This is a genomic window from Marivirga arenosa (assembly GCF_030503895.2).
Classification (GTDB): domain Bacteria; phylum Bacteroidota; class Bacteroidia; order Cytophagales; family Cyclobacteriaceae; genus Marivirga; species Marivirga arenosa.
The window spans coordinates 3,428,848-3,451,619 of sequence record NZ_CP129970.2; the positions used below are offsets into that span (position 1 = coordinate 3,428,848).

The 22,772-nt window shown below is 32.9% G+C and carries 18 protein-coding genes and 1 tRNA gene; 14 read left to right on the forward strand and 5 right to left on the reverse strand.

From position 1 onward, the window contains the following. The first annotated feature begins 123 nt into the window (after positions 1 to 123). Genes QYS48_RS14860 through QYS48_RS14875 form a run of 4 tightly spaced genes read left to right on the forward strand, consistent with a single transcriptional unit; the run spans position 124 to position 4,576 of the window. Positions 124 to 1,035 carry an ROK family protein gene (locus QYS48_RS14860; RefSeq protein ID WP_308356612.1) on the forward strand — a complete coding sequence of 304 codons (912 nt, stop codon included), beginning with the start codon at positions 124 to 126 and terminating at the stop codon, positions 1,033 to 1,035. A 35-nt stretch (positions 1,036 to 1,070) separates the two neighbouring features. Beyond that, positions 1,071 to 1,730: a ribulose-phosphate 3-epimerase gene (gene rpe, locus QYS48_RS14865; protein WP_302100821.1), complete on the forward strand. Its 660-nt coding sequence runs from the start codon at positions 1,071 to 1,073 to the stop codon at positions 1,728 to 1,730. A gap of 13 nt (positions 1,731 to 1,743) precedes the next feature. Further along, positions 1,744 to 4,086, forward strand: coding sequence for a TonB-dependent receptor (locus QYS48_RS14870; RefSeq protein ID WP_308356613.1), 2,343 nt, complete (start codon positions 1,744 to 1,746; stop codon positions 4,084 to 4,086). Positions 4,087 to 4,090: 4 nt separating this feature from the next. After that, positions 4,091 to 4,576, forward strand: coding sequence for a hypothetical protein (locus QYS48_RS14875; RefSeq protein WP_308356614.1), 486 nt, complete (start codon positions 4,091 to 4,093; stop codon positions 4,574 to 4,576). Here QYS48_RS14875 and QYS48_RS14880 read toward each other — a convergent pair whose 3' ends face one another. Next, entirely contained in the window at positions 4,577 to 4,930 is a 354-nt protein-coding gene (locus QYS48_RS14880; RefSeq protein WP_302125049.1) for an arsenate reductase family protein, read from the reverse strand. 114 nt (positions 4,931 to 5,044) lie between these two features. On the opposite strand from QYS48_RS14880, the gene QYS48_RS14885 reads away from it, so the two are divergent. From QYS48_RS14885 to QYS48_RS14900, 4 genes are all read left to right on the forward strand, one after another. Continuing rightward, the gene (locus QYS48_RS14885) at positions 5,045 to 5,524 is read left to right on the forward strand and encodes a hypothetical protein (RefSeq protein WP_302100813.1); all 480 of its coding nucleotides are present in this window, start codon (positions 5,045 to 5,047) and stop codon (positions 5,522 to 5,524) included. Between the two features lie 268 nt (positions 5,525 to 5,792). Continuing rightward, positions 5,793 to 6,629, forward strand: coding sequence for a M57 family metalloprotease (locus QYS48_RS14890; protein WP_308356615.1), 837 nt, complete (start codon positions 5,793 to 5,795; stop codon positions 6,627 to 6,629). Positions 6,630 to 6,863: 234 nt separating this feature from the next. Next, a complete protein-coding gene (locus QYS48_RS14895) occupies positions 6,864 to 7,697 on the forward strand; it encodes a M57 family metalloprotease (protein WP_308356616.1) in 834 nt (277 codons plus the stop codon). A 113-nt stretch (positions 7,698 to 7,810) separates the two neighbouring features. Further along, positions 7,811 to 9,082: an amidohydrolase family protein gene (locus QYS48_RS14900; RefSeq protein ID WP_308356617.1), complete on the forward strand. Its 1,272-nt coding sequence runs from the start codon at positions 7,811 to 7,813 to the stop codon at positions 9,080 to 9,082. Between the two features lie 14 nt (positions 9,083 to 9,096). On the opposite strand, the gene QYS48_RS14905 is transcribed toward QYS48_RS14900, so the two are convergent. From QYS48_RS14905 to QYS48_RS14915, 3 genes are all read right to left on the reverse strand, one after another. Further along, complete coding sequence (locus QYS48_RS14905; RefSeq protein ID WP_302100807.1) at positions 9,097 to 9,453, reverse strand: hypothetical protein; 357 nt, start codon at positions 9,451 to 9,453, stop codon at positions 9,097 to 9,099. 89 nt (positions 9,454 to 9,542) lie between these two features. After that, positions 9,543 to 11,504 carry a DUF3352 domain-containing protein gene (locus tag QYS48_RS14910; RefSeq protein ID WP_308356618.1) on the reverse strand — a complete coding sequence of 654 codons (1,962 nt, stop codon included), beginning with the start codon at positions 11,502 to 11,504 and terminating at the stop codon, positions 9,543 to 9,545. A gap of 112 nt (positions 11,505 to 11,616) precedes the next feature. Beyond that, positions 11,617 to 11,690 (reverse strand) — tRNA-Asp (locus QYS48_RS14915). Between the two features lie 292 nt (positions 11,691 to 11,982). On the opposite strand from QYS48_RS14915, the gene QYS48_RS14920 reads away from it, so the two are divergent. The 4 genes from QYS48_RS14920 (at position 11,983) to QYS48_RS14935 (ending at position 17,651) form a co-directional block, all read left to right on the forward strand. After that, positions 11,983 to 12,927 (forward strand): acetyl-CoA carboxylase carboxyltransferase subunit alpha, encoded by a 945-nt coding sequence (locus QYS48_RS14920; protein WP_302100803.1) that lies wholly within the window; start codon positions 11,983 to 11,985, stop codon positions 12,925 to 12,927. Positions 12,928 to 13,027: 100 nt separating this feature from the next. After that, the gene (locus QYS48_RS14925) at positions 13,028 to 13,876 is read left to right on the forward strand and encodes an MBL fold metallo-hydrolase (RefSeq protein ID WP_308356619.1); all 849 of its coding nucleotides are present in this window, start codon (positions 13,028 to 13,030) and stop codon (positions 13,874 to 13,876) included. Between the two features lie 23 nt (positions 13,877 to 13,899). Beyond that, positions 13,900 to 14,682 carry a patatin-like phospholipase family protein gene (locus QYS48_RS14930; RefSeq protein WP_308356620.1) on the forward strand — a complete coding sequence of 261 codons (783 nt, stop codon included), beginning with the start codon at positions 13,900 to 13,902 and terminating at the stop codon, positions 14,680 to 14,682. A gap of 113 nt (positions 14,683 to 14,795) precedes the next feature. Then, complete coding sequence (locus QYS48_RS14935; RefSeq protein ID WP_308356621.1) at positions 14,796 to 17,651, forward strand: pitrilysin family protein; 2,856 nt, start codon at positions 14,796 to 14,798, stop codon at positions 17,649 to 17,651. A gap of 59 nt (positions 17,652 to 17,710) precedes the next feature. Here the strand turns inward: QYS48_RS14935 and QYS48_RS14940 are convergent, their stop codons facing one another. Next, complete coding sequence (locus QYS48_RS14940; protein ID WP_308356622.1) at positions 17,711 to 18,517, reverse strand: dienelactone hydrolase family protein; 807 nt, start codon at positions 18,515 to 18,517, stop codon at positions 17,711 to 17,713. Positions 18,518 to 18,618: 101 nt separating this feature from the next. Between QYS48_RS14940 and QYS48_RS14945 the strand changes: the two genes are divergently transcribed. Next, positions 18,619 to 22,383 carry a PAS domain S-box protein gene (locus QYS48_RS14945; protein WP_308356623.1) on the forward strand — a complete coding sequence of 1,255 codons (3,765 nt, stop codon included), beginning with the start codon at positions 18,619 to 18,621 and terminating at the stop codon, positions 22,381 to 22,383. Beyond that, positions 22,370 to 22,759 (forward strand): response regulator, encoded by a 390-nt coding sequence (locus QYS48_RS14950; protein WP_302100791.1) that lies wholly within the window; start codon positions 22,370 to 22,372, stop codon positions 22,757 to 22,759. Before QYS48_RS14945 ends, QYS48_RS14950 begins: the two co-directional genes overlap by 14 nt. The last annotated feature ends 13 nt before the right edge of the window (positions 22,760 to 22,772 follow it).

Here is a 22,772-nt window from a genome sequence, read left to right on the forward strand (position 1 = left end):
TTTTGGCACTCAGTTTCTGAGTGCCTTTTTTATTTCTAATCTTCATATTTTATTATTTTCCTTAAAATTGTTTCCATTAAAATAATTTATCAATCATATTAGCTAAGTATCAAATTCATAAGCATGGAAAATCAAAATACGCTTTGGGGCATTGACTTGGGAGGAACAAAAATTGAAGGGGTTGTTTTAAAATCTAAAGAAGATCCAGAAGTGCTTATTCGCGAACGTATAGATACACAGGCTGAACAGGGTTATGATCATGTAGTGAGTAGAATCAAATTACTTGTAGATCAAATGGCTGAAAAGATTGGCTACAGACCCACATCAATAGGAATTGGAACACCGGGTTCTACCGATCCAGAAACAGGATTATTAAAAAATAGTAATTCAACTAATCTAAATCATAAACCCCTACATAAAGATTTAGAAAAAGTATTATCGATTCCTGTTCATATGGCGAATGATGCGAACTGTTTTGCTATAGCTGAAACTAGAATGGGTGTCGTGAAAGATGAATTCCCTAAAGCAGAAGTAGTTTTTGGAGTGATTATGGGTTCTGGTGTAGGCGGAGGATTGGTGATAAATGGAAAAGTTTGGAATGGTAAACATGGCATTGCGGGTGAGTGGGGGCATATTTTCTTAGATGAGGCCGGAGAGGATTGTTATTGTGGTAAACATGGTTGTGTAGAAACATTATTAGCGGGGAAGGCATTAGAAAGATATTATAAAAGTATTTCTGGAAAGGGTAAAAAACTGAAAAATATTATTCAAGATGTAGCTGAGGATAACTATGCAAAACAAACCTATGATAGATTAATTCATTTTTTTGGTAAAGGATTATCTGTAATTGTAAATGTTATTGACCCTGATGTCATTATAATTGGAGGTGGAGTAGGGAATATACCCGCTCTATATGATGAAGGTGTAGAATCTGTAAAAGAATTTACTTTCAATCCTGAAATGAAAACTCCTATCGTAAAACCAAAATTAGGAGATAGTGCTGGAGTATTTGGTGCGGCATTTTTGAGTGCATAGATGGTCGGTAAAATCAATTTTCCTATATTTGCGGCATGAGTCATTTAATAGCCCCATCAGTACTAGCCGCTGACTTTGCAAATTTGCAAAGAGATGTGGAAATGTTAAACGAAAGTCAAGCCGATTATATCCATGTTGATATTATGGACGGTGTTTTTGTACCTAATATCTCTTTTGGTTTACCAGTGTGCGAAGCCATTTATAAGCACGCTCAAAAACCATTGGATGTTCACCTAATGATTGAAAAACCTGAAAATTATATTCAAGCTTTTCATGATGCAGGTGCTGCTACAATTTCAGTTCATTATGAGGCAAGCCCACATCTACATAGAACATTGCAAGCTATTAGAGATTTAGGGTTGAGAGCAGGCGTAGCAATAAATCCTCATACAAATGTGTCTTTATTAGAGAATGTAATTCAAGATACGGATTTAGTTTGTATGATGTCTGTAAATCCTGGTTTTGGAGGACAAAAGTTTATTGAGCAAACTTATACTAAGGTAAGACAATTAAAAGAATTGATAGCAGATCAAAATGCTACAACCTTAATTGAAATAGATGGAGGTGTTAATTTGGATAATGCTCCAAAATTGTTGGAAGCTGGAGCAGATGTTTTAGTTGCGGGTAGTTTTGTTTTCAAATCAGACGATCCAATAAATACTATAAAGGAGTTAAAGAACGTTTCTGTTGCATAAATTCCGTGCATTAATGCGTTTATTAGCAATTCTATTCTTTACTCTAATTTCATTCTTGGCTCAGAGTCAAAATTTGAAAGGGAGAGTGGTGGATGATAGAACAAATGAAGGTATTTCTTCAGTAAGCATTCAGCTTATTGGTACACAATATTATACCCAGACTGACAGTTTGGGTTTTTTTAATTTATCCTTGCCCAATGCTGAAAGCTACAGATTAAGGTTTACTCATGTCAGCTACATTAATATTGAAAAGGAATTAAAGCCTTCTGATTCCCTATTCATTCAGTTAAAAGTAGACAACCTTTTACTAAATCAAGTTGATGTAAATAGTACAACTGACCTGCTACCCAATAACGGTTTTAAGAGAGTTAAGCCCTTATCAGTTAATGAAATGGCAACTCCATTTAATGAGTTTAACCAAGTGATTGCTACATTACCTGGCGTGGTTTCAAATAATGAGTTAAGCAGCTCTTATGCAGTAAGAGGTGGTAATTTTGATGAAAATTTGGTTTATGTTAATGGTATTGAAATTTATCGTCCTTTTTTAGTTCGGGCAGGTCAGCAAGAAGGCTTAAGTTTTATCAATCCGGATTTAGTTCAGAGCATTAATTTTTCCCCTGGCGGCTGGGAGGCAAAATACGGTGATAAATTATCAAGTAACCTGTTAATAGATTATAAAACTACTGCTGAAACAGAAGGAAATATTAATCTTGGCCTATTAGGCGCTTCTGGTTATTTATCTACCCAATTTAATGAAAAAGACAATTTGTTACTTGGGTTAAGATATAAAAATGCTAAATATCTATTTAATACATTTGAAACTTCAGGCGAATATCTTCCTCGCTTCTTAGATTTTCAGGCCTTTTATAATTATCAAATATCAGATCAAACGTCACTTGATATTTTGGCGGTATTTGCCCAAAATGATTATCGTTTTGAGCCAGCTTCGCGTAATACTGATTTTGGACCCTTTCAACAAAAACTACGGTTTTTTGTACGCTATGAAGGGGCTGAAGCACTAACTTATAAAAGTTTTCAAGGTGGTGCTCGATTAAGACATTTATTTACTGATAATTTTAGAACATCCGTTATTCTTTCAGCCTTCTCTACTGCAGAATTTGAATACAATAATACAGAAGGCTTTTATCAGCTCTGTGATGTGGACAGTGATCTTTCATCAGATACTTTTGATCAATGTATAAGCTTAAGAGGAATAGGTGCTAATTATAATTATGCACGAAACTTCCTATATGCTCAGGTTGCTCAAGCTATAATTCGAAATGATTGGCAAATCAATGGTCAGCATTTATTAGCTTTTGGAATAGAACATAAAAATCAATTTGTGGATGATTATTTAGATGAATTCGATTTTAGAGATTCAGCAAATTTTGTTCAGGTGGATAGGGTAATAGAGCAGGAAAATGAATTGAGGGCATTTTTTACTAATCTTTATATTCAGCACGAATGGCAACTCGATAGTCGACAATCCTTAAATACCGGATTTCGCATAAATTATGGTTCAAATACGGACGAATTACTGTTTAGTCCAAGGGTTCAATATCAATTACTTTTACATCCAGACAAAAGTGGCCAATTAAATATATCTACCGGACTATATAGGCAATATCCATTTTATCGAGAATTAAGAGATTTTTCAGGTAATATTCTACCGGAAGTTCGCGCTCAATCTGCTTTTCATTTAGTAGGGGCATACACTAAAAATTTACAAATATGGGAAAGACCATTCCAGCTTAATTCTTCTATCTATTATAAATACTTATTCAATATAATTCCTTTTGATGTAGATAATATCAGGTTGAGGTACAGACCAGAGTTGACTGCCAATGGCTATGCCTATGGTACGGATTTTAGATTTAGTGGTGAATTCATTCCAGGAACTGAGTCGTGGTTTAGTTTAGGTTTATTATCAACCGAAGAAGATATTCAAGAAGATGATAAAGATTATATTAGAAGGCCAACTGATCAAAGAGTAACAGCCTCAATATTCTTTCAAGATAATTTTATTAATGATCCCACACTAAGAGTAAATTTAAAATTACAAATAGGTTCTGGTTTACCTTTTGGTCCACCAAACAGCTTAAATAATCGGAATATTTTTACAGGTGAATGGTATAGAAGAATGGATGTTGGATTTTCGAAGCAGTTTAGGGGAGAAAGAATTCAATCAAATGATTATATTGAGTCTATTTGGTTTGGTGTGGATGTCTTAAATGTTTTAGGCGTTACCAATACGATTTCATATACTTGGATCGAAGATGTTAGTTCAAATACTTTTGCTGTTCCTAATTCACTTTCGGCAAGATTTTTGAACGTAAAAGGAATCGTAAAATTTTAGAACTATGAAATACCTTTCTTTACTATTCCTTATCATTATTTATGCTTGTAGTCCTAAGCAGGTATTAAAAACTGATACTTCTAATGATATTGATTTGAGTGGAAGATGGAATAAAACTGATGCTGAAATTGTTACTAATGAGTTATTTAATAATTTAATTGATTCGAGAGTAATTCAAGATTATAGTAAAGGTCAATCTTTAAAACCTAGGATTAGCGTTAGAAAATTTGATAGCAATTTCAAAAATGGGGGTGAGAATTTAGCTCAATACTTTATAAAGTATGCTAAAGCTTCTGAATTAATTGAATATACTGATCCCAAATTAAGAATTGCTTCGAATTTTTATATTTCAGGAAGTATAGAAGCAACGGAATATGATAACAGAGGCAATCCTTACATAGAATATAATATTCAACTTAAATTATTAGATTTTAATAATGTTAAAAGCTGGGAAGATAACTCTTCTATCAAGAAGTATATTAAAGAATAGCTATTTGCCTATTTTCTCTTTTAGATTTTCAACAGTTTTTTTAGCATTTCCAACAAACAATTCTCCATTTATTAAAAATACTGGTCTTTTTAAGAAAGTATACTCTTCTAAAAGCAACTTTTTAAAATCGTTTTCAGATAAATCTTTTTCATTCAAACCTTGCTGACGATACTTTATCGCTCTTTTGTTAAATAAGGCTTCATAAGATTCAGTATTCGCATATAATTCTAATAATTGAGGTTCTGATAGTGGATTATTTTTAATATCAATCTTCTCAAAATCAGTTAAATCCAATTGAGACATAATCTTTTTGCATGTGTCGCAAGTACTTAAATAATAAACTACTTTTCTCATTTATGTTACTTTTTGACTAAAAATAATTAAAATATTTGCCTTATGGCAACAAAAAGCTTTAATTCGGGTTTTTAAGTTTGTAATCTAATCTAAAAACCAATTATCAAAACAATTATGAAAAGAATAGTGAGACAAGGGATGTTGGCTTTAGCGGCTTTAGTATTTTTAAACTCTACTGCTGTTATGGCGCAAGATTCAGAAATTTCGGACAAAGATTTATATAATTTCGCATTAATGATGCAGGTTATTGAACAAATGAAAGCGGAGGTTAGTCCGGCTATCCAAAGTTTAATTGAGCAGCAAGAAGGTTTTGACACGAAGAGATACAGTGAATTAGAGAGTGCTGGGGACGATGAGGCTAAATTAAGAGAATTAGGAGCTAATGATTTTGAGGTTCAATTCATGGGCTTAATCATTAAAGAGAAAGAAAAAAGAACTGATGCTATCAAAGAAGCTTTAAATATTTTAGCTAAAAGTATGGTAGGCGTTAAAACTTATAAAACTATCAAATCAACTTTATCGGTTGATCCTGATTTAAAAGCTAAATATCAAGAGATTGTGAGCAGAATGGCTCCAACTTATGAAGATGCTTAATTAGAACAAAGTTCGTAAGGAAGCCGCTCATGAAAACATGAGCGGCTTTTTTATTTTATGACTGGTAGTATATATGGATATGACTGTATTTTATGTAAGTTTTATAGGTGATTTGAGATTTAGTAGTTCAAACATATAATTATTCCTTATACCAAATATTACTTTTATGATAATTTTATCTAAAAATTAATTTTTAAACAAAATAATATTGCTTTTATTAATTTATATCAATAGGATTGTTGGTATTAACTAACTAAATCAAAATAATATGTTTAAAAAGTCGAAATTACTCGCAATTGCATTAATGGTTGGCGCAGCCTTCTTCGTTTCATGTCAGGAAGAAGAATCATTGCAAATAAATGAATTTGCTGTTGATCCATCAGTTATCCAGAAATTAGAAGATTTAGGATTCAATGTAAATGATCAAGCACCTATGGTTTTTGAAGGTGGGTATTTAGTAGAAGGTGATATTTACCTTACGGATGAAACTATCGCTAAAATGGAAAGACCAAGTTTTATTCCGGATGCAGAACAATACAGTACTGATAATTTAGTGTGTGGTCCGAGAGTGATTACGATGTATGCTCCAGAAGGTGGAAGAAACGGTTATAGCTCAGCAATGATAGCTGGATTAGATGAGGCAATCAGAAGATTTAATGCTGAAAATTTAACCATTACTTTCCAAAGAATCTCAAATCAGAGCCAAGCAGATATTGTAATGACAAGATTAAGCAAAAGAGATGAGAGAAGAGGCGTTTTAGGTTCTGCAGGATTCCCAACTTCATCTTGTGATCCATATGGTGAAATCAAAATGAGTGGGGTGTTAGAGTCATCTTATGGTTTAAGCACTAACGGTATCGCAACTATTATAGCTCATGAAATGGGCCATTGCATCGGTTTCCGTCATACAGATTATTTTGACAGAAGCATCAGCTGTGGTGGATCTACTGCAAATGAAGGTGATGGTGGAGTAGGAGCAAATCATATTCCTGGTACCCCAACTGGCGCTTCTGCTGCTGCTAAATCATGGATGTTAGCATGTACTGATGGAAGCGATAGACCATTCAATAATGATGACAAAACTGCATTAAACTACTTATATTAATAGATTATAAATTAAGTTGAATGAAGAGCCGCTATTAGTAGTGGCTTTTTTTGTTTGAAAGATTACAAAATTAGCTAAACAATTAATAATTGTTGAAACAATTAAATTATTCTAATCTATCGTTGTAGAATTATAATAATATAATCTTTATTATGATGTTTTTACAGAATAATATTGGGGAAATAAAAATATTTCAATAGGCTTGCACTATTAATTAACCAAAATCTAAAATTTATGTTAACAAAGTCAAGACTACTGACAACTGCGCTTTTTGCATGCGCAATGTTCTTTTTCTCATGTCAAGAAGAAGAAGCTTTACAAGTTGATGAGTTCGCTGTTGATCCATCAGTTATCCAAAAATTAGAAGACTTAGGTTTCAATGTAAATGACCAAGCTCCAATGCTATTTGAAGAGGGTTATTTAGTTGAAGGTGATATTTATCTTACAGATGAAACTATTGCTAAAATGGAAAGACCTAGCTTCTTACCTGAATCAGAACAATATAGTACTGATAATTTAGTATGTGGTCCGAGAGTGATTACAATGTATGCTGATGAAGGTAGAAGAGGATATAGTCCTGCAATGATTGCAGGTTTAGATGAGGCTATCAGTAGATTTAATGCTGAGAACTTAACTATTTCATTTCAAAGAATTACTAATCAGAATCAGGCAGATATTGTCATGACTAGATTGAGTAGAAGAGATGAGAGAAGAGGTGTATTAGGTTCTGCAGGTTTCCCAACTTCATCTTGCGAACCTTATAATGAAATCAAAATGAGTGGTATACTTGAGTCAACTTACGGTTTAAGTACAGATGGAATTGCTACAATTATTGCTCATGAAATGGGACACTGTATTGGTTTCCGTCATACTGATTATTTTGACAGAAGTATAAGCTGTGGTGGATCAACTGCAAATGAAGGAGATGGTGGAGTAGGTGCTAATCATATTCCTGGCACTCCAACAGGCGCTTCAGCAGCTGACGCTTCTTGGATGCTAGCATGTACTGATGGAAGTAATAGGCCATTTAATAATGATGATAAAACCGCATTAGATTACTTATATTAAATATAGAGTATAATTGGTGTAAAAGGAGCTCATTTGAGCTCTTTTTTTTACCATTATTTTAATGGCATCTTATTATTCAGAATAAATTTTAGGATTCTTTATTATCTTTAAAGATGACTTCGAAAAGAATTATTAAAAACAAAGTATTTGCGCTGGTTATATTTTTACTGATTGGAATTAATATTCAAGCTCAATATTTATTAAAACCGCAATTTGTATTTGATGGTGAAAATCTTCATGATAGCTGGGTGGTTTTAGTTGAAGATAACTTAATTACTGCCGTTGGATCAGTAAATAAAATACAAACTCCAGAAGGGACAAAAACAATAATGTTAGAAGGCAAAACATTGATGCCTGGTATAATTGAGGGTCATTCTCACATATTATTACATCCTTACAATGAAACGGACTGGAATGATCAGGTTTTAAAAGAATCGCATGAGGAAAGAGCTATTCGAGCAGCCGTCCATGTTCAAAATTCCTTAATGGCTGGAGTCACTACTATGCGGGATTTAGGAAGTGAAGGGGCTGGTTATGCCGATGTAGCAGTTAAACAAAGTATAGAAAAAGGAATAATTTCAGGTCCCAGATTATTAGTGGCAGGTCCTGCTATAGTGGCCACTGGAGCTTATGGCCCAAAAGGATTTCATGAAGGTGTGGATGTGCCGCTTGGTGCAGAAATGGTTAGTGGAGAATCTGAATGCATTGCAGCAGTTCGCAGACAATTTGGAAATGGTGCTGACTTTATAAAAGTGTATGCAGATTATAGATGGCAAGCAGGAGCTTCAAGTCAAACTACTTTCATGTTGGATGAATTAGTTATTATGGTAAAAACCGCTAAAACTGCTGGAACTTATGTAGTGGCACATGCTTCTACACCCGAAGGAATGCGTAATGCAACACTAGCAGGGGTAGAAACTATAGAGCATGGTGATGGTGGTACAGCTGAAGTATTTGCCTTAATGAAAGAAAAGGGAGTTGCATTATGTCCGACTATTGCTGCTGGGGATGCGATCTCTCGTTATAGAGGTTGGGATGGGAGTGATGCTACTATGCCTGTTAGAATAAAACAGAAAAAGGAGTCATTTCAATTAGCATTAAAATCAGGAGTTAAAATTGCATTTGGTGGAGATGTAGGTGTTTTTACACATGGAGAGAATTACAGAGAGATGGAGTTGATGGTTGAATATGGAATGGATACAAAATCTGTGTTAAAATCTGCTACCAGTGGCAATGCAAGTATATTTCATCTCAATCAGTTAGGTCATATAAAAGCAGGCTTCCTAGCTGATATAATTGCTGTTGAAGGTAATCCTTTAGAGGATATAAAAAATATGCGTCAGGTTGATTTTGTGATGAAAAACGGTATTACATATAAAGAATAAGGTGGTCACATTCTTTAATAAAAGGGCCTGAAAAATGTAGGGAATAGATAGATGGTTTCTTCAGTATAACAAATAATATCCTTGTAGCGCAGAGCCCCTTCTTTTAGAGGGTACTTTTTGCGTGTAGCAAAAAAGGGAATAGGCTTTATTAATTGAACAGATTGTATAGGATTGCCAGGAAAATAAGGCCATAAAAAGTAATGATCTAAATTATCATGACTCCCTGGCTCAAATAAATATTCAGTGTCTCTTCTTTTCCTTTTTTCTATATCTACAAAACGCAGACTTGGTATTTCACTGTAGGCTTGATAGAATTCTTGTCCTTTATGGGGTACATAACCGGCTCTTAATAAACTTCCTAAACTTCTCATAAAGCTAAATATATTAGTAAATGCTAAATTAATTAGTATTTATGAGATTGTAAAGATGACTAATACTTATTATGAAAAAATATCGATAATTAGAATCGTTCTTTTCGTATTAATTCTCCATTTTCATCATAAAAGCGCCAAATGCCTGACTTTTCATCATTTCTGTAACGGCCTTTAATAATCATATTACCTAGACTATCAAATTGAAAATACCGGCCTTGCTTTTTTCCGTCTTTCAAGGATACTTCAAATTTGACTTCTCCATTCTCAAAATATTCTATAAAACTCTTACTATTAAAGTCTTCAGGTAAAATATTTTCAACCGATATTAAATCTTCATCATCAGTTTTGTCTTTCCCTTCAGCGATTTCTGTATATTGAATACTTTCATTAACTAGAGCATGCCAATTTGTGATTTGCTCATGATTTAGGTAATTCATTTGAATTTGATGCCTTAATAAATCCCCTTCAGCGCCTAACTGTAAACCTATCATAGGAAAACTTCGGAAGTAGTCTTCATGAATTTTCAACTCTTTCCATGATTTATCATCGAGAATTCTTATAGCATCACTTAATAATTCATTTGAACTTAAATAGATAAATAAATTTGCTTCATATTGAAAGTTTTCCATGAAAACTGCATATTCTTTAGTATGGTCTAATGTTCGTTTCTCCTGAACAGCTGTAATTATTTTACCTAATGTTCTGGGAGAATTGCTAAAGACTACATAATCTTCCATAACAGTATAATAAGGTTTATCTATAGCTGAAAATGCTTTTCCTAAAAGAAGTTTAAAGAAGCCTTTTATAGACAAAAACTGGATCTCGTGATTTTTATATTGTATTCGTTTAAATTTTACTGGTGTTTTCTTTCGTATTTGTTCTTCAATATAGTTTAATTGATTTTGTGCTTCTTCAAAATCTTCATGACGTATTGCTATTGCAAGTTCTACTTTATTTTTATCACTATTAGAGTTCAGCTGTATTAAGACTATTTCTTCTTCAATCCAATTCAAAAAATTGTCTTCAATTGAGATGTTAAGATAGTTTTCAATTTTCTGTTTACTCTCTAGGTATGAAGCGCCTTCTTCTTCATTTTCTAATAAAGCTTCCATTTCCTTATAGAAGCTTTTTGTATCTTCAAAAGTGAGGCTCATATAGTAGGATGCATTGTCAGGAACAATAGTACCTATTCGACTTTCGCCTTGGCCCGCTTTCATTAATGCAGTTAATAAGTTCTTTTGATTCTTTTCAATACTTGCATATCCACTTGCTGAAAGCTTTTGATCATTCGCTTTTAATGACAAACCACTATATTTTAACATTTTGAATAGATCATGATTCAGTTCATCGTTTTCAATCCAAATCGAGAGATATTTTGGTAGTTCTTTATAGTTAATATACATATTAAGATCATGTGATTTCAATTCTTCACTTATATCAATAAAATCAAAATCACGAATAATGATAGGACGTTTTAATTGTGCAATTGATTCTTCTATCAAAGCATGAGTAGAAGAGATGCTTAATAAGTTTTCATAGAGGTATAAATAATAGCGTGTGGGAGTGTCTTTAAATTGTATTTCGATAATTTCTTGTTGTTGAAAATCTCTAGTATATACCTTTTCAATATCATCGCTAAAGTCTTTAATGTAGTTTTTTGCAAAGTTTAAAGAGGTTGCGCGCTGTAGATCAATTACATATAGAAAGTCATAATCCTCTGTGCGAGTTTTATGAATGGACATTACCATGGGACGATTCATTACCAATTCCCATATGTTTTCATTGGATTTCATATCTCTCGTAAGCTCATCCATATCCTCTCCAATTTCTTTAAAGTAGGGATCCGATTTCAAATAATTCCAAATGCTGTTTTCAGTTAGATTAGTCCATTGTTCAAACGGATTTTCAATTTCAAAAATAATACTGGCAGAAGGTGGTACTGCCATTAATGGTTTATTTTTAGCTACTGGCTTTAAATAGAAAAAATAAATTAATGATGAAGCAAGGATGCAAAGCAGAATGCTAACCACAATAATGGCTTTTTTCATAAGGTTATAGATTTAGACTTCAAATATATGGAAAGAAGAAGATGTAGAGAGAAATGGTAATGAATTTTATGGCAGAAACAAAAAAAGCATCCCTTTTGAGGATGCTTTAAAGCGGTCTGGACGAGACTCGAACTCGCGACCTCCTGCGTGACAGGCAGGCATTCTAACCAACTGAACTACCAGACCAATTTTTATATTTTATTTCTGTTTCTCTCTTTGAAATCGGGATGCAAATAACTGAATTTTATTTTTAATATTCAAAATTTATTTGCTGATTTTTTTTAATTATTTTTTGCCTCAAATCATTTATTTAAAGCTTTTCTGTGCATCCTTTCGTTTAAGGAGATGCAAATGTAGGCGCATATTTATTAAATGCAAAACTTGATGAGAAAATTTTTCAATTTTTTTTCATTTCTTCATTTTTGTGTGAGTCTTCAGATTTAAATATTAATTTTACCCTTTCAAACAAATTGTAATCATGCTTTTGGAATTCGAACAACCTATAGTAGAATTAGAAAATAAATTGGCTGGGATGAAGTCTTTAGCACAAGAAAGTGATGTAGATATTTCTGATGCCATAAAAAAACTTGAAGATAAAATTGTGTCCCTAAAGAAAGAGACTTTTCAAAATCTAACCCGATGGCAAAGAGTACAGCTGTCTCGTCATCCAGACAGGCCCTACACATTGGATTATATTTATGAAATCACTGAAGATTTTGTAGAAATCCATGGTGATAGAACGGTAAAGGATGATAAAGCTATGGTGGGTGGTTTTGGAAGTGTTGATGGACAAACATTTATGTTTATTGGTCAACAAAAAGGTAGAAATACCAAGCAACGCCAAATGCGAAATTTCGGGATGGCAAATCCTGAAGGCTATCGAAAAGCTTTAAGATTAATGAAAATGGCTGAAAAGTTTAATAAACCTATCGTTACTTTCATTGATACTCCTGGCGCATTTCCAGGTTTAGAAGCTGAAGAAAGAGGTCAAGGAGAAGCGATCGCTCGTAACTTGAAAGAGATGTTTATGCTTAAAGTACCAGTTATCTGTATTATTATAGGTGAAGGTGCTTCAGGAGGTGCTTTAGGAATTGCAATAGGGGATAAGGTGATGATGCTTGAAAACACTTGGTATTCTGTTATTTCTCCAGAATCCTGTTCATCCATTTTGTGGAGAAGCTGGGATTATAAAGAACAAGCCGCAGAGGCCTTAAAGTTAACTGCACCCGATATGTTAAAACACAAACTTATTGATGCTATCATTCCTGAGCCTTTAGGTGGTGCACATACTGACTTAAAAGCAGTTGCAGAAGAGGTAAAGAAAACAATTTTAAAGAATTTCAAGGCTTTAGACAAGAAATCAGCAGAAAAGCGTATAGAAGAAAGAATTAATAAATTCGGTGATATGGGGGTTGTGAAATAACAAAAATTCACCATTTATAAAATGGCTTTTAAGAATGTAGATTTTCTCATTTTTAAAAGCCATTTTTTTTATAACTTGATTTTTAAACAAAGAACATATTATGAATTTACATATTATAGAAACAGGATTTTTTAAGTTAGATGGTGGTGCCATGTTTGGTGTGGTTCCTAAATCTTTATGGTCTCGCACAACTCCCGCTGATGAAAATAATATGTGCACATGGGCTATGCGATGTTTGGCGATTGAAGATGGTGATCAATTAATTTTGATTGATAATGGGATAGGAGATAAGCAAAGTGAAAAGTTCTTCAGTCATTTTTATTTGCATGGTGAAGCAAGTCTAGAGGGATCACTCAAAAAAGCAGGTTTTTCAAAGAATGATGTTAGCGATATGTTTTTAACGCATCTTCATTTTGACCATTGTGGTGGTGGTGTGAAATGGCAAGATGACGATCATACTAAATTAGATATTGAATTTAAAAAGGCCAAATATTGGTCAAACCAAGATCATTGGAAATGGGCTACAGAACCTAATGCTAGAGAAAAAGCTAGCTTCTTGAAAGAGAATATTTTGCCAATGCATGAAAGTGGTCATTTACATTTTGCTGATAAAGGAAAACCATCTCCCTTCTCACAATTTGATATTTTGTATGCGGACGGCCATACGGATAAACAGATGATTCCTAAAATTAAGTATAAAGATAAAACCATTGTATTTGCTGCTGACTTATTGCCATCCGTTGGTCATATTCCCTTACCTTATGTAATGGGATATGATACACGTCCTCTTTTAACCTTAACAGAAAAAGAGAAGTTTTTGAAAGAAGCAGCTGATAATCAATATATCATATTTTTAGAACATGATGCTCAAAATGAATGCTGTACAGTCAAAAACACTGATAAAGGTGTTCGTTTAGATCAAACATTCAAATTATCTGAGGTGTTATAAATTCGTAAAACAGAGTTAGTAATATGAAAATTGGTTTGGCACTTTCTGGTGGTGGAGCAAGAGGTTTTGCTCATTTAGGTATTGCTCAATTCCTTTATGAGCAAAATATTAAACCCGATATTATTTCTGGTACAAGTGCTGGAGCAATTGCAGGTGCATTTTTGGCAGCAGGATACTTACCAAAACGTACTCTGGAAATTATTTCAGACATTAATTTCTTGAAATTCTTTAGACCTGCTATGTCTTGGTCTGGTTTGGTTAGCCTTGAGAAAATTTCAGGTTTATTACTAGAATATTTTCCTGATAATTCATTCAATAGTTTAAAAATACCTCTTATCATTTCAACTACTAATTATTCAAAAGGTGAAAACGTGAACTTTGATTCGGGTGAATTAATTAAACCTTTATTAGCTTCAGCAAGTATACCAGTTATCTTTAAACCAATTATGATGGGTGAAGATAGTTATGTTGATGGAGGGATTACTAACAATATGCCTGCAAATTTATTACATACTAAAGCTGATTTCATTATTGGTGTAAACTGTAACCCAGTAGGCCCAGCAAATATTAATCATAATATGAAAGAGATGTTGGAGCGTAGTTTAATGATGGCTATTAATTATCAAACCAAAGAGCAAGCTCAATTATGCGATCTGTTTATTGAGCCATACAAATTGTCTGACTATAAGGTTTTTTCATTATCTAAAGCTCAGGAGATTTATGATATAGGTTATGAAAGTGTTAAAGTAGCATTCTCAAAATTGGATGAAGATCATCCATTAAAGCAAAATTTTAAGACGGTATAAATTAAAAATTCCTACCACTTAACTCATTAGTTTTCCGCTGATATATTATTGATTCGCTTTTCAAGCAAAATTTATTCTTCTTAACTTCGGGAATAAAAATTAAACAATAATTTATGAGAAAATTATCAACATGGTCATTAATGCTTTTTATTGGCATCATGGCCGCCTGTCAACCTAGTGAAAAAGCTGAGGAGAAGGCAGATTTATCTATTAAGTATGAAAAATATACACTGCCAAACGGACTTGAGGTAGTTTTACATGAAGATAAATCTGATCCAATCGCAGCCGTAGCAATTCAAATGCATGTAGGTTCTAGCCGTGAAAAGCCTGGTAGAACTGGATTTGCGCATTTCTTTGAGCACATGCTTTTCCAAAAATCAGAAAATGTGGAAGAGGGAGCTTTCTTCAAAAACATTAATGATTTAGGAGGTACTTTTAATGGAGGTACTTGGACCGATGGAACGGTTTATTATGAGGTAGTCCCAAAAGATGCATTAGAAAGAATTTTATGGATGGAAGCGGACAGAATGGGCTTCTTTATTAATGCTGTAACCAAGAAAGATTTGGAGGATGAAAAGCCAGTGGTGCAAAATGAAAAACGCCAAAGAGTGGATAATCAGCCTTATGGACATCGTAGTTATGTGATTAAAAAAGCTTTATACCCAAAAGACCACCCTTACAATTGGGAGGTAATAGGTGAACTTGAAGATTTACAAGCTGCAACATTAGAAGATGTAAAAGATTTTTATAACGAATGGTATGGTCCTAATAACGCTACTTTAGTAATTGCTGGAGATTATGATAAAGAGCAAGTAAAAGCGTGGATTGAGAAGTATTTCGGTGAAATTCAATCTCGTGGGGAAGAAAATAAAATGGAGGCTATGCCAGTTAAACTCACGGAATCAAAAAAACTTTACCATGAAGATGATTATGCTAAGGTGCCTGACTTAAGATTGGTTTTTCCTACAGTGGAACAATATCATCCTGATTCTTGGGCTTTAACTGCTTTAGGTGAAATATTAAGCCAAGGTAAAAGAGCGGTTTTATATAAAAAGTTAGTAGAAGAAACAGAATATGCTCCACAGGTTTTTGCTTACAATCGATCAAGTGAATTAGCGGGTGAATTTAACATTGGCGTTAGAGCTAAAGATGGAATTGACTTAGACTCAGTTTATGCTGCAATTGAAGAAGCATTAAGTGAATTTGAAACAAATGGCTTTTCGGAAAAAGATCTTCAAAGAATTAAAGCTGAACAAGAAACTAATTTCTACAACGGAATTTCAAGTGTTTTAGGAAAAGCTTTCCAGTTAAGTAACTATAATGAGTTTGCAGGTAATCCTGGTTACATCACTGAGGACATCAATAAGATTTTAGCAGTTGAGAAGGAAGATGTAATGCGTGTTTATGAGAAATATATTAAAGATAAGCCTGCAATTATAACCAGTTTCGTTCCTAAAGGACAATTGGAATTAATCGTAGAGGGTTCTGAAAAGGCAACCGTTAAAATTGAAGAGGTTAAGCCAATGGAAGAAAATACTATGGCTGATTTAGATCAAGATGCTGAATATACTAAGACTCCTAGTGAGATTGATCGTTCAAAAGAACCTGAATTAGGAGAAATGCCATTAATCACTCCGCCAGATATTTATGAGGCTGAATTAGCAAATGGATTAAAGATATTAGGTATTCAAAATAATGAATTACCATTAGTAAACTTTAGCTTTAGAATTAAAGGTGGTGGTTTATTAGATGATCCTGAGAAACCAGGCGTTGCAAATCTTATAACTGATATTATGCAGGAGGGAACTAAGAATAAAACTCCTGAAGAGTTGGAAGATGCAATTGGACAATTGGGAGCTAATATTGGGATGTATACCTCTAATGAAGAGATAGTTGTTTATGGTAACTGCCTAGCCAGATATTTTGATGAAACTATGGCAATTGTTGAAGAGATGTTATTAGAGCCTAGATGGGATGCTGATGAATTCGCTCGTATCAAAACAGCTCAAATTAATAATATTAAGCAAAGAAATGCTAATCCAAATGCAATAGCTTCTTCTGTAGCTAATAAGATTACATATGGGGAAAATCATATTTTTGCTCAACCATTAAGTGGTACTATTGAGTCAGTAGAAGGTATAACTATAGATGACCTTAAAGCCTTTTATGCGGATAATTTTGCACCAAATGTAACAGGTTTCCAAGTAGCAGGAAGTGTTTCTCAAGAAGATGTTAAAAATGCATTGAATGGATTGAATGAAAAATGGGCTTCAAAAGAAGTAGAAATGCCTACTTATGAAATGAAAGAAGTTCCTGGTGAAGGGAAAATATACTTTGCTAATTTCCCTAATGCTAAGCAATCTGTTATTAGAGTTCAAAGACTTGCAGTTTCTAGAAAAGATCCTGATTATTATCCATTAACAGTTGCGAATTATGGTTTAGGCGGAAATTCAGGTGGTAAATTATTTCAAGTACTAAGGGAAGAAAAAGGCTATACTTATGGCGCATATTCAAGCTTACAGTCAAGCAATGAAAAAGCCCCATTTGGAGCTTTTGCGAGTGTAAAAACGAATACAACACCTCAATCTGTTGCGACTTTTGCTGAAGTTATTGAAAACTATAAGGCCAATTATGATGAAACTGAATTAGAAAAAGCTAGAACAGCTTTAATCAGACAAGAGGCAAGAGAATATGAGACTTTAAATCAAAAGTTAAGTGTACTTCAGGAAATCTCTTCTTATGATCTGCCTAAAGATTTTATTAAAAGAAATCAGGAGAAACTTAAATCATATACTGTAGAAGATATAATAGCCATTATGGATAAATACATGAATGTTGATGAAATGGATTATATCATTGTTGGTGATGCGGAAACTCAATTAGAAGGAGTAAAGCAGTTGAATTTGAAAGAAGTTGTAAGAGTGGATGAAGACGGTAATCAGGTAGATAATGTAATTGAAGCGATGTAATTCGATTTGATATAAATTTAGAAAGGCTGATCTACTTTAAATAGATCAGCCTTTTTTATTTATTGACCTAAAATCATTAACATTCTTTCCCAAGATTTATTTCTAGCCATAATATTTGCTTCGGGTCCATCAGGATCATCACCAGATCGCATATACGCATGTCCAGCACCTTCATAAATTTCATAGTCAAAAATATGTTGATAATTGTCCATAGCTTTTTTTGAGGCATCTATAGTAGAATTAACTCTTTGATCATTCTCACCATAAAAACCATAAACCGGGGCTTGAATATCCATATACTTAATACTTTCTTTAGGCCCTGTCCCATAAAAAACTAAAGCTTCTTTCAAATCAGGATTGTTGGTAGCATATCGGAAAGATTGGGAACCACCCCAGCAAAAACCAATAACTGAAACTCTTCCATTTGCAGCAGGCAAGTTTTTTAAATATTTAAATGCAACGTTTAAATAAGAGCTTACACATTTTGGATCTAGTTCATATATGGCATTTCTTGCCTCGTCAGAAGAAGGGAAATCAGAAGTCTGACTAAACTCCTCATTAAAATCTGATAACATATCTGGAGCGAAGGCAATATAACCTTCCGCTGCCAATTGGTCAGCAAAATTCCTTACCCAGTCCGTTAAACCTCTGTTTTCATGTATGATAATGACTGCTTTAACTGGTTCTGAAACTTGTGGATATACAATAAACGATTTCAAAGTTTTATCACCAGCAGCTAATTCTACCCATTCGTGATGAAGGGGTGATACTTCAAGTCTATTTTCTACTTTGTCTTGTGCTATTAAATGCACACTGAAAATAAAAGTCAATAAAATAAGAGTAGGGATTTTGAGTGAATTTTTCATGATTTTAACAATTAGTCTTTCTTAATTTAAGACAATAAAAAGAAAAATAAAAATGTACTATCTACTCATAATTTAATATATTTAATATAAATTATGGTTTAATGAAGAAGCTGAAACATAAGCTTTATGAGTGTCTCAATCAGAATCCAATTGTATTTGATTTAATCAATGATTTGGCAACTGATGGATATTGCTTTTGGGAGCAAGGAGATTCTGATAAGGTATTGATAGATAGTAAATTAGCTAAAACTATTCATCTGGTCTCTTCTTTAAAAAATAATTTAGATGAAGTTGAAACAGTTAAAGGACATTTTTTAGATGTTCTGACGAAGGAAGTAATAAAAAAAAATAAGGAGAAACCTTCGGATAAAAACATTAATGAATTAACACTTTTTCATTCTTCGGGGAAAATTTCCATTCATTTTTATTGTTGTACAGATTTTAAAAATCAAACTTATTTTCTTGCTGCTCTGCAATATCAAAATGAAATCAATGAATCCATTGATAAGATTTCAAATAAGTTAGATTTAGCTATTTGGCAATGGAATATACAAACAAACGAATTAATCGTAAATGAAAAGTGGGCTAACATTATAGGATATTCACTCAAAGAGCTTGAACCAGTAACAGTAGAAAAATTCTTAAATATTACCCATCCCGATGATGGTGAATATGCCTTAAATAAGGCACGTAATTATTTCAGTGGAATTACAAATGAGTATTTTACTGAAATCCGGATGCGCCATAAAAACGGAACGTGGCGATGGGTGCTTACAAAAGGTAAGGTAGTTTCTAGAACGAAGTCAGGTGAGGTGGAATGGTTCATTGGTTCTCATTTAGATATAACAGAAAGAAAGCTACAAGAACAAGAAGCTGACATATTATCTTTAGTTCCATTAAATTCAACCAATTCAATTGTAATAACTGATGATAATGGATGTATCATATTTGTAAATAAATCATTCGAACGTTTAACGGGATATGAATTAGAAGAGGTCATTGGTAAGAAACCAGGGCATTTTTTGCAAGGAGAAAATACCGATTTAAAAGATATTCAAGCATTTAGAGAAAAATTATTAGCAGGCAAGCCTTTTAATCAAACTATTCTTAATTATTCAAAATCAGGTTTAGAATATATAGTATCCTGTGATGTGAGCCCTGTATTTAATGATAAAGGGGATGTTATTAAATATATAGCCATTCAAACTGATATAACTGAAAATATTAAAAATCATGAATTTCTAAGCACCTTTAAAACTACCTTAGATCAAACGGATGATTGCATTTTTATATTTAATGAAGATGATTTACAATTTAGCTACGTAAATCAAGGAGCTGTTAAAATGATGGGATATTCGGAAGAAGAATTATATGAGTTACACCCTTATGATATTAAACCTGAATATCCCTATGAAAAATTTCAAGATCTAATTAAACCTCTAAAATCAGGTGAATTAGCAAACAAAAGATTTAGGACATTTCATAGAATTAAAAGCGGTGAAGTTATTCCAGTTGAAGTTTTTTTACAATTAATAAGACGCGAAAATTTTAAAAGTCAGTTTGTTGCTATAGTTCATGATATTTCAGAAGAACTTGAACGACAAAAAATGTTAGAGGAGCTTTCACTTGTAGCTGAGAAAACTACTAATCTTGTGATAATAACAGATGAAAATGGCTATATCGAATATGTTAATGCTGCTTTTGAGAAAAAAACGAAATACACTTTAAATGAAGTTATTGGTAAAAAACCAGGAAGTTTTTTACATGGCCCTAAAACCAACCCAAGTGATATAAAAGCTAATCGGATAGGTATTAAAAAAAGAGAGCCTTTCACTCAAGAAATTCTAAATTATACAAAGAGTGGTGATACCTATTGGGTATCCATCACCTTTAATCCTGTATATGATAAAGATGGAAAATTAATCAAGTTTATAGCAATAGAGTCTGATATTACAGAGCGAAAAATCCAAGAAGAAAGGCTGACCGAAAGTGAAGAAAGATTGAAGTTTGTTCTTGAGGCAAGTGAAATTGGTTATTGGGATTGGAATCTAGAAACAAATAAGCTTACGGTAAATGAAAAATGGTTTGAAATGCTGGGCTATTCCTCTTCTGATTTTGATCCTACCATTGAAAATTGGCATTCATTAGTTCATAAAGATGATTTAATAAAGCTAGATAAAATAATTGAAACTATTTTTCCTGATCCAACTAAGGGTGAATTTTCAGTTGAATTAAGGGCAAAACACAGGTTTGGACATTATGTGTGGATATTAAATAGAGGTGCAGTAGTTGAACGAAAAAAAGATGGGTCTCCAAAAAGAGTTTCTGGAATGCATTTGGAAATTAGCATGAGAAAAAAGCTTGAAAATGAACTTGAAGAAGAAAGAGAGTTTTTGAACCATGTAATCAATGCTAAGGCCCTTTCATTAATTATTATTAATAAGTACGGAGAAATTACTTTTGCTAATTCTGGTGCAGAAAACATATTGGGATTAGAGAAAACAAAGATTCTAGAGAAAGCATATAATGACCCAGATTGGAATTCTATTACACTTGATGGAAAACCTTACCCTGAAGAGGAATTACCCTTCGTAAGGGTGATGAGAACAAAAAAGCCAGTAAAAGATATACAACATGGTTTAACTTGGAGTAATGGTAAAATAAAGTACATCTCCGTGTCTGGAGCACCTTTTACAATTGACAATGGAGAAATACAGGATGTAATTTTTTCTGTTTCAGATATTACAGAAAGAATCTATGCCGAGAAGAAGCTTTTTGATACACAATTCAGAATGGAAAATATTCTGAAAGATATTTCTGATGTTATCTGGTCAGTTGATTTATCAGATGAAAATATGAATTATATCACGCCTTCAATCAAGAAGCTAACCGGTTACAATACTGAATATTATTTAGACGGATTTTCTGAAGATAAGTGGAAAGCTAACATAGTTAAATCTGATTTAGCTGAATATGAAAAAGGATTGAAAGAGTTAAAAGAGAAAGGCTTTTATGAAGCAGAATATCGTATCAAAACAAAGGAAGGAGATCTTAAATGGATACTTAATAAAGGAAAATTCATTTACGTTAATGGAGAAGCTGTCAGAATGGATGGTATAATTTCAGATATTAGTAAAAGAAAGGAAAGTGAAAATGAAATAGAACGATATTTGAAAATTGCTGAAGACCAAAATAATAGATTGAAAAACTTCACCTATATAGTTTCTCATAATTTGAGATCTCACTCTGCCAATATTCAGGGTTTAATGTATTTGATTAACAAGAAGTTCCCTGAATTGTCTGAAAATGAATATTTAAGAATGCTTAATATAGCTTCAACCAAATTAGATGAGACTTTACATCACTTAAATAATGTAGTTTCAGTAGTTTCTTCTACTGATGATATGAAGGTGATTAATCTGGCAGAATCTATAAAATCATTTCAGGATACCTTTCAGAATTTTATCCAAAAATCAAATGTGACAATAATAAATGATGTACCTAAAAATATAAATGTATATGCAGTCCCCGCATTTTTAGAAAGCATAATTAGTAATTTATTAACAAATGCTTTAAAATATAAAGATAAAAATAAGCCGAATTCTTATGTTAAAGTTAAAAGTCGTAATTTTAACGGTATCGTTATCATAACGGTAGAAGATAACGGCTTAGGAATCGACCTCGATAAGTATGGTAACAAGCTCTTCGGAATGTTTAAGACATTTCATGCGCAAAAACATTCAAGAGGTTTAGGATTATTTTTAACCAAAAATCAAATTGAATCAATGGGAGGAAAAATAGAAGTTGAAAGTAAGGTGGGAGTAGGTTCAAAATTCAAAGTATATTTAAAAGATGGCAACATTTAAAAATATCTGCATAGTTGATGATGATGATATGTTTATAAGGGTGAGCAAATTCATTATGAAGGATGAGAATTTTGCCGAAAATATATATCATTATTACGATGGAAGAGAGGCCATAGAACATTTAATAGCTACCCAGCCCTCAGAATTACCAGAAATTCTTTTAGTTGATATCAATATGCCTATGATGGATGGATGGGAATTCATGGATGAATTAGAAAAAATTAGAAAAGATGATAAAATGAAAATCTACATTACTTCATCTTCTATTGATCCTGCAGATCTTAAGAAAGCGGAAGGAAATCCCTTTGTTAGTGGGTTTATTAGTAAACCCATTGAGCCTGAAGCTTTGAAGAAAATAATAGATGGTTATAAATAGAAAATTTTCTTTA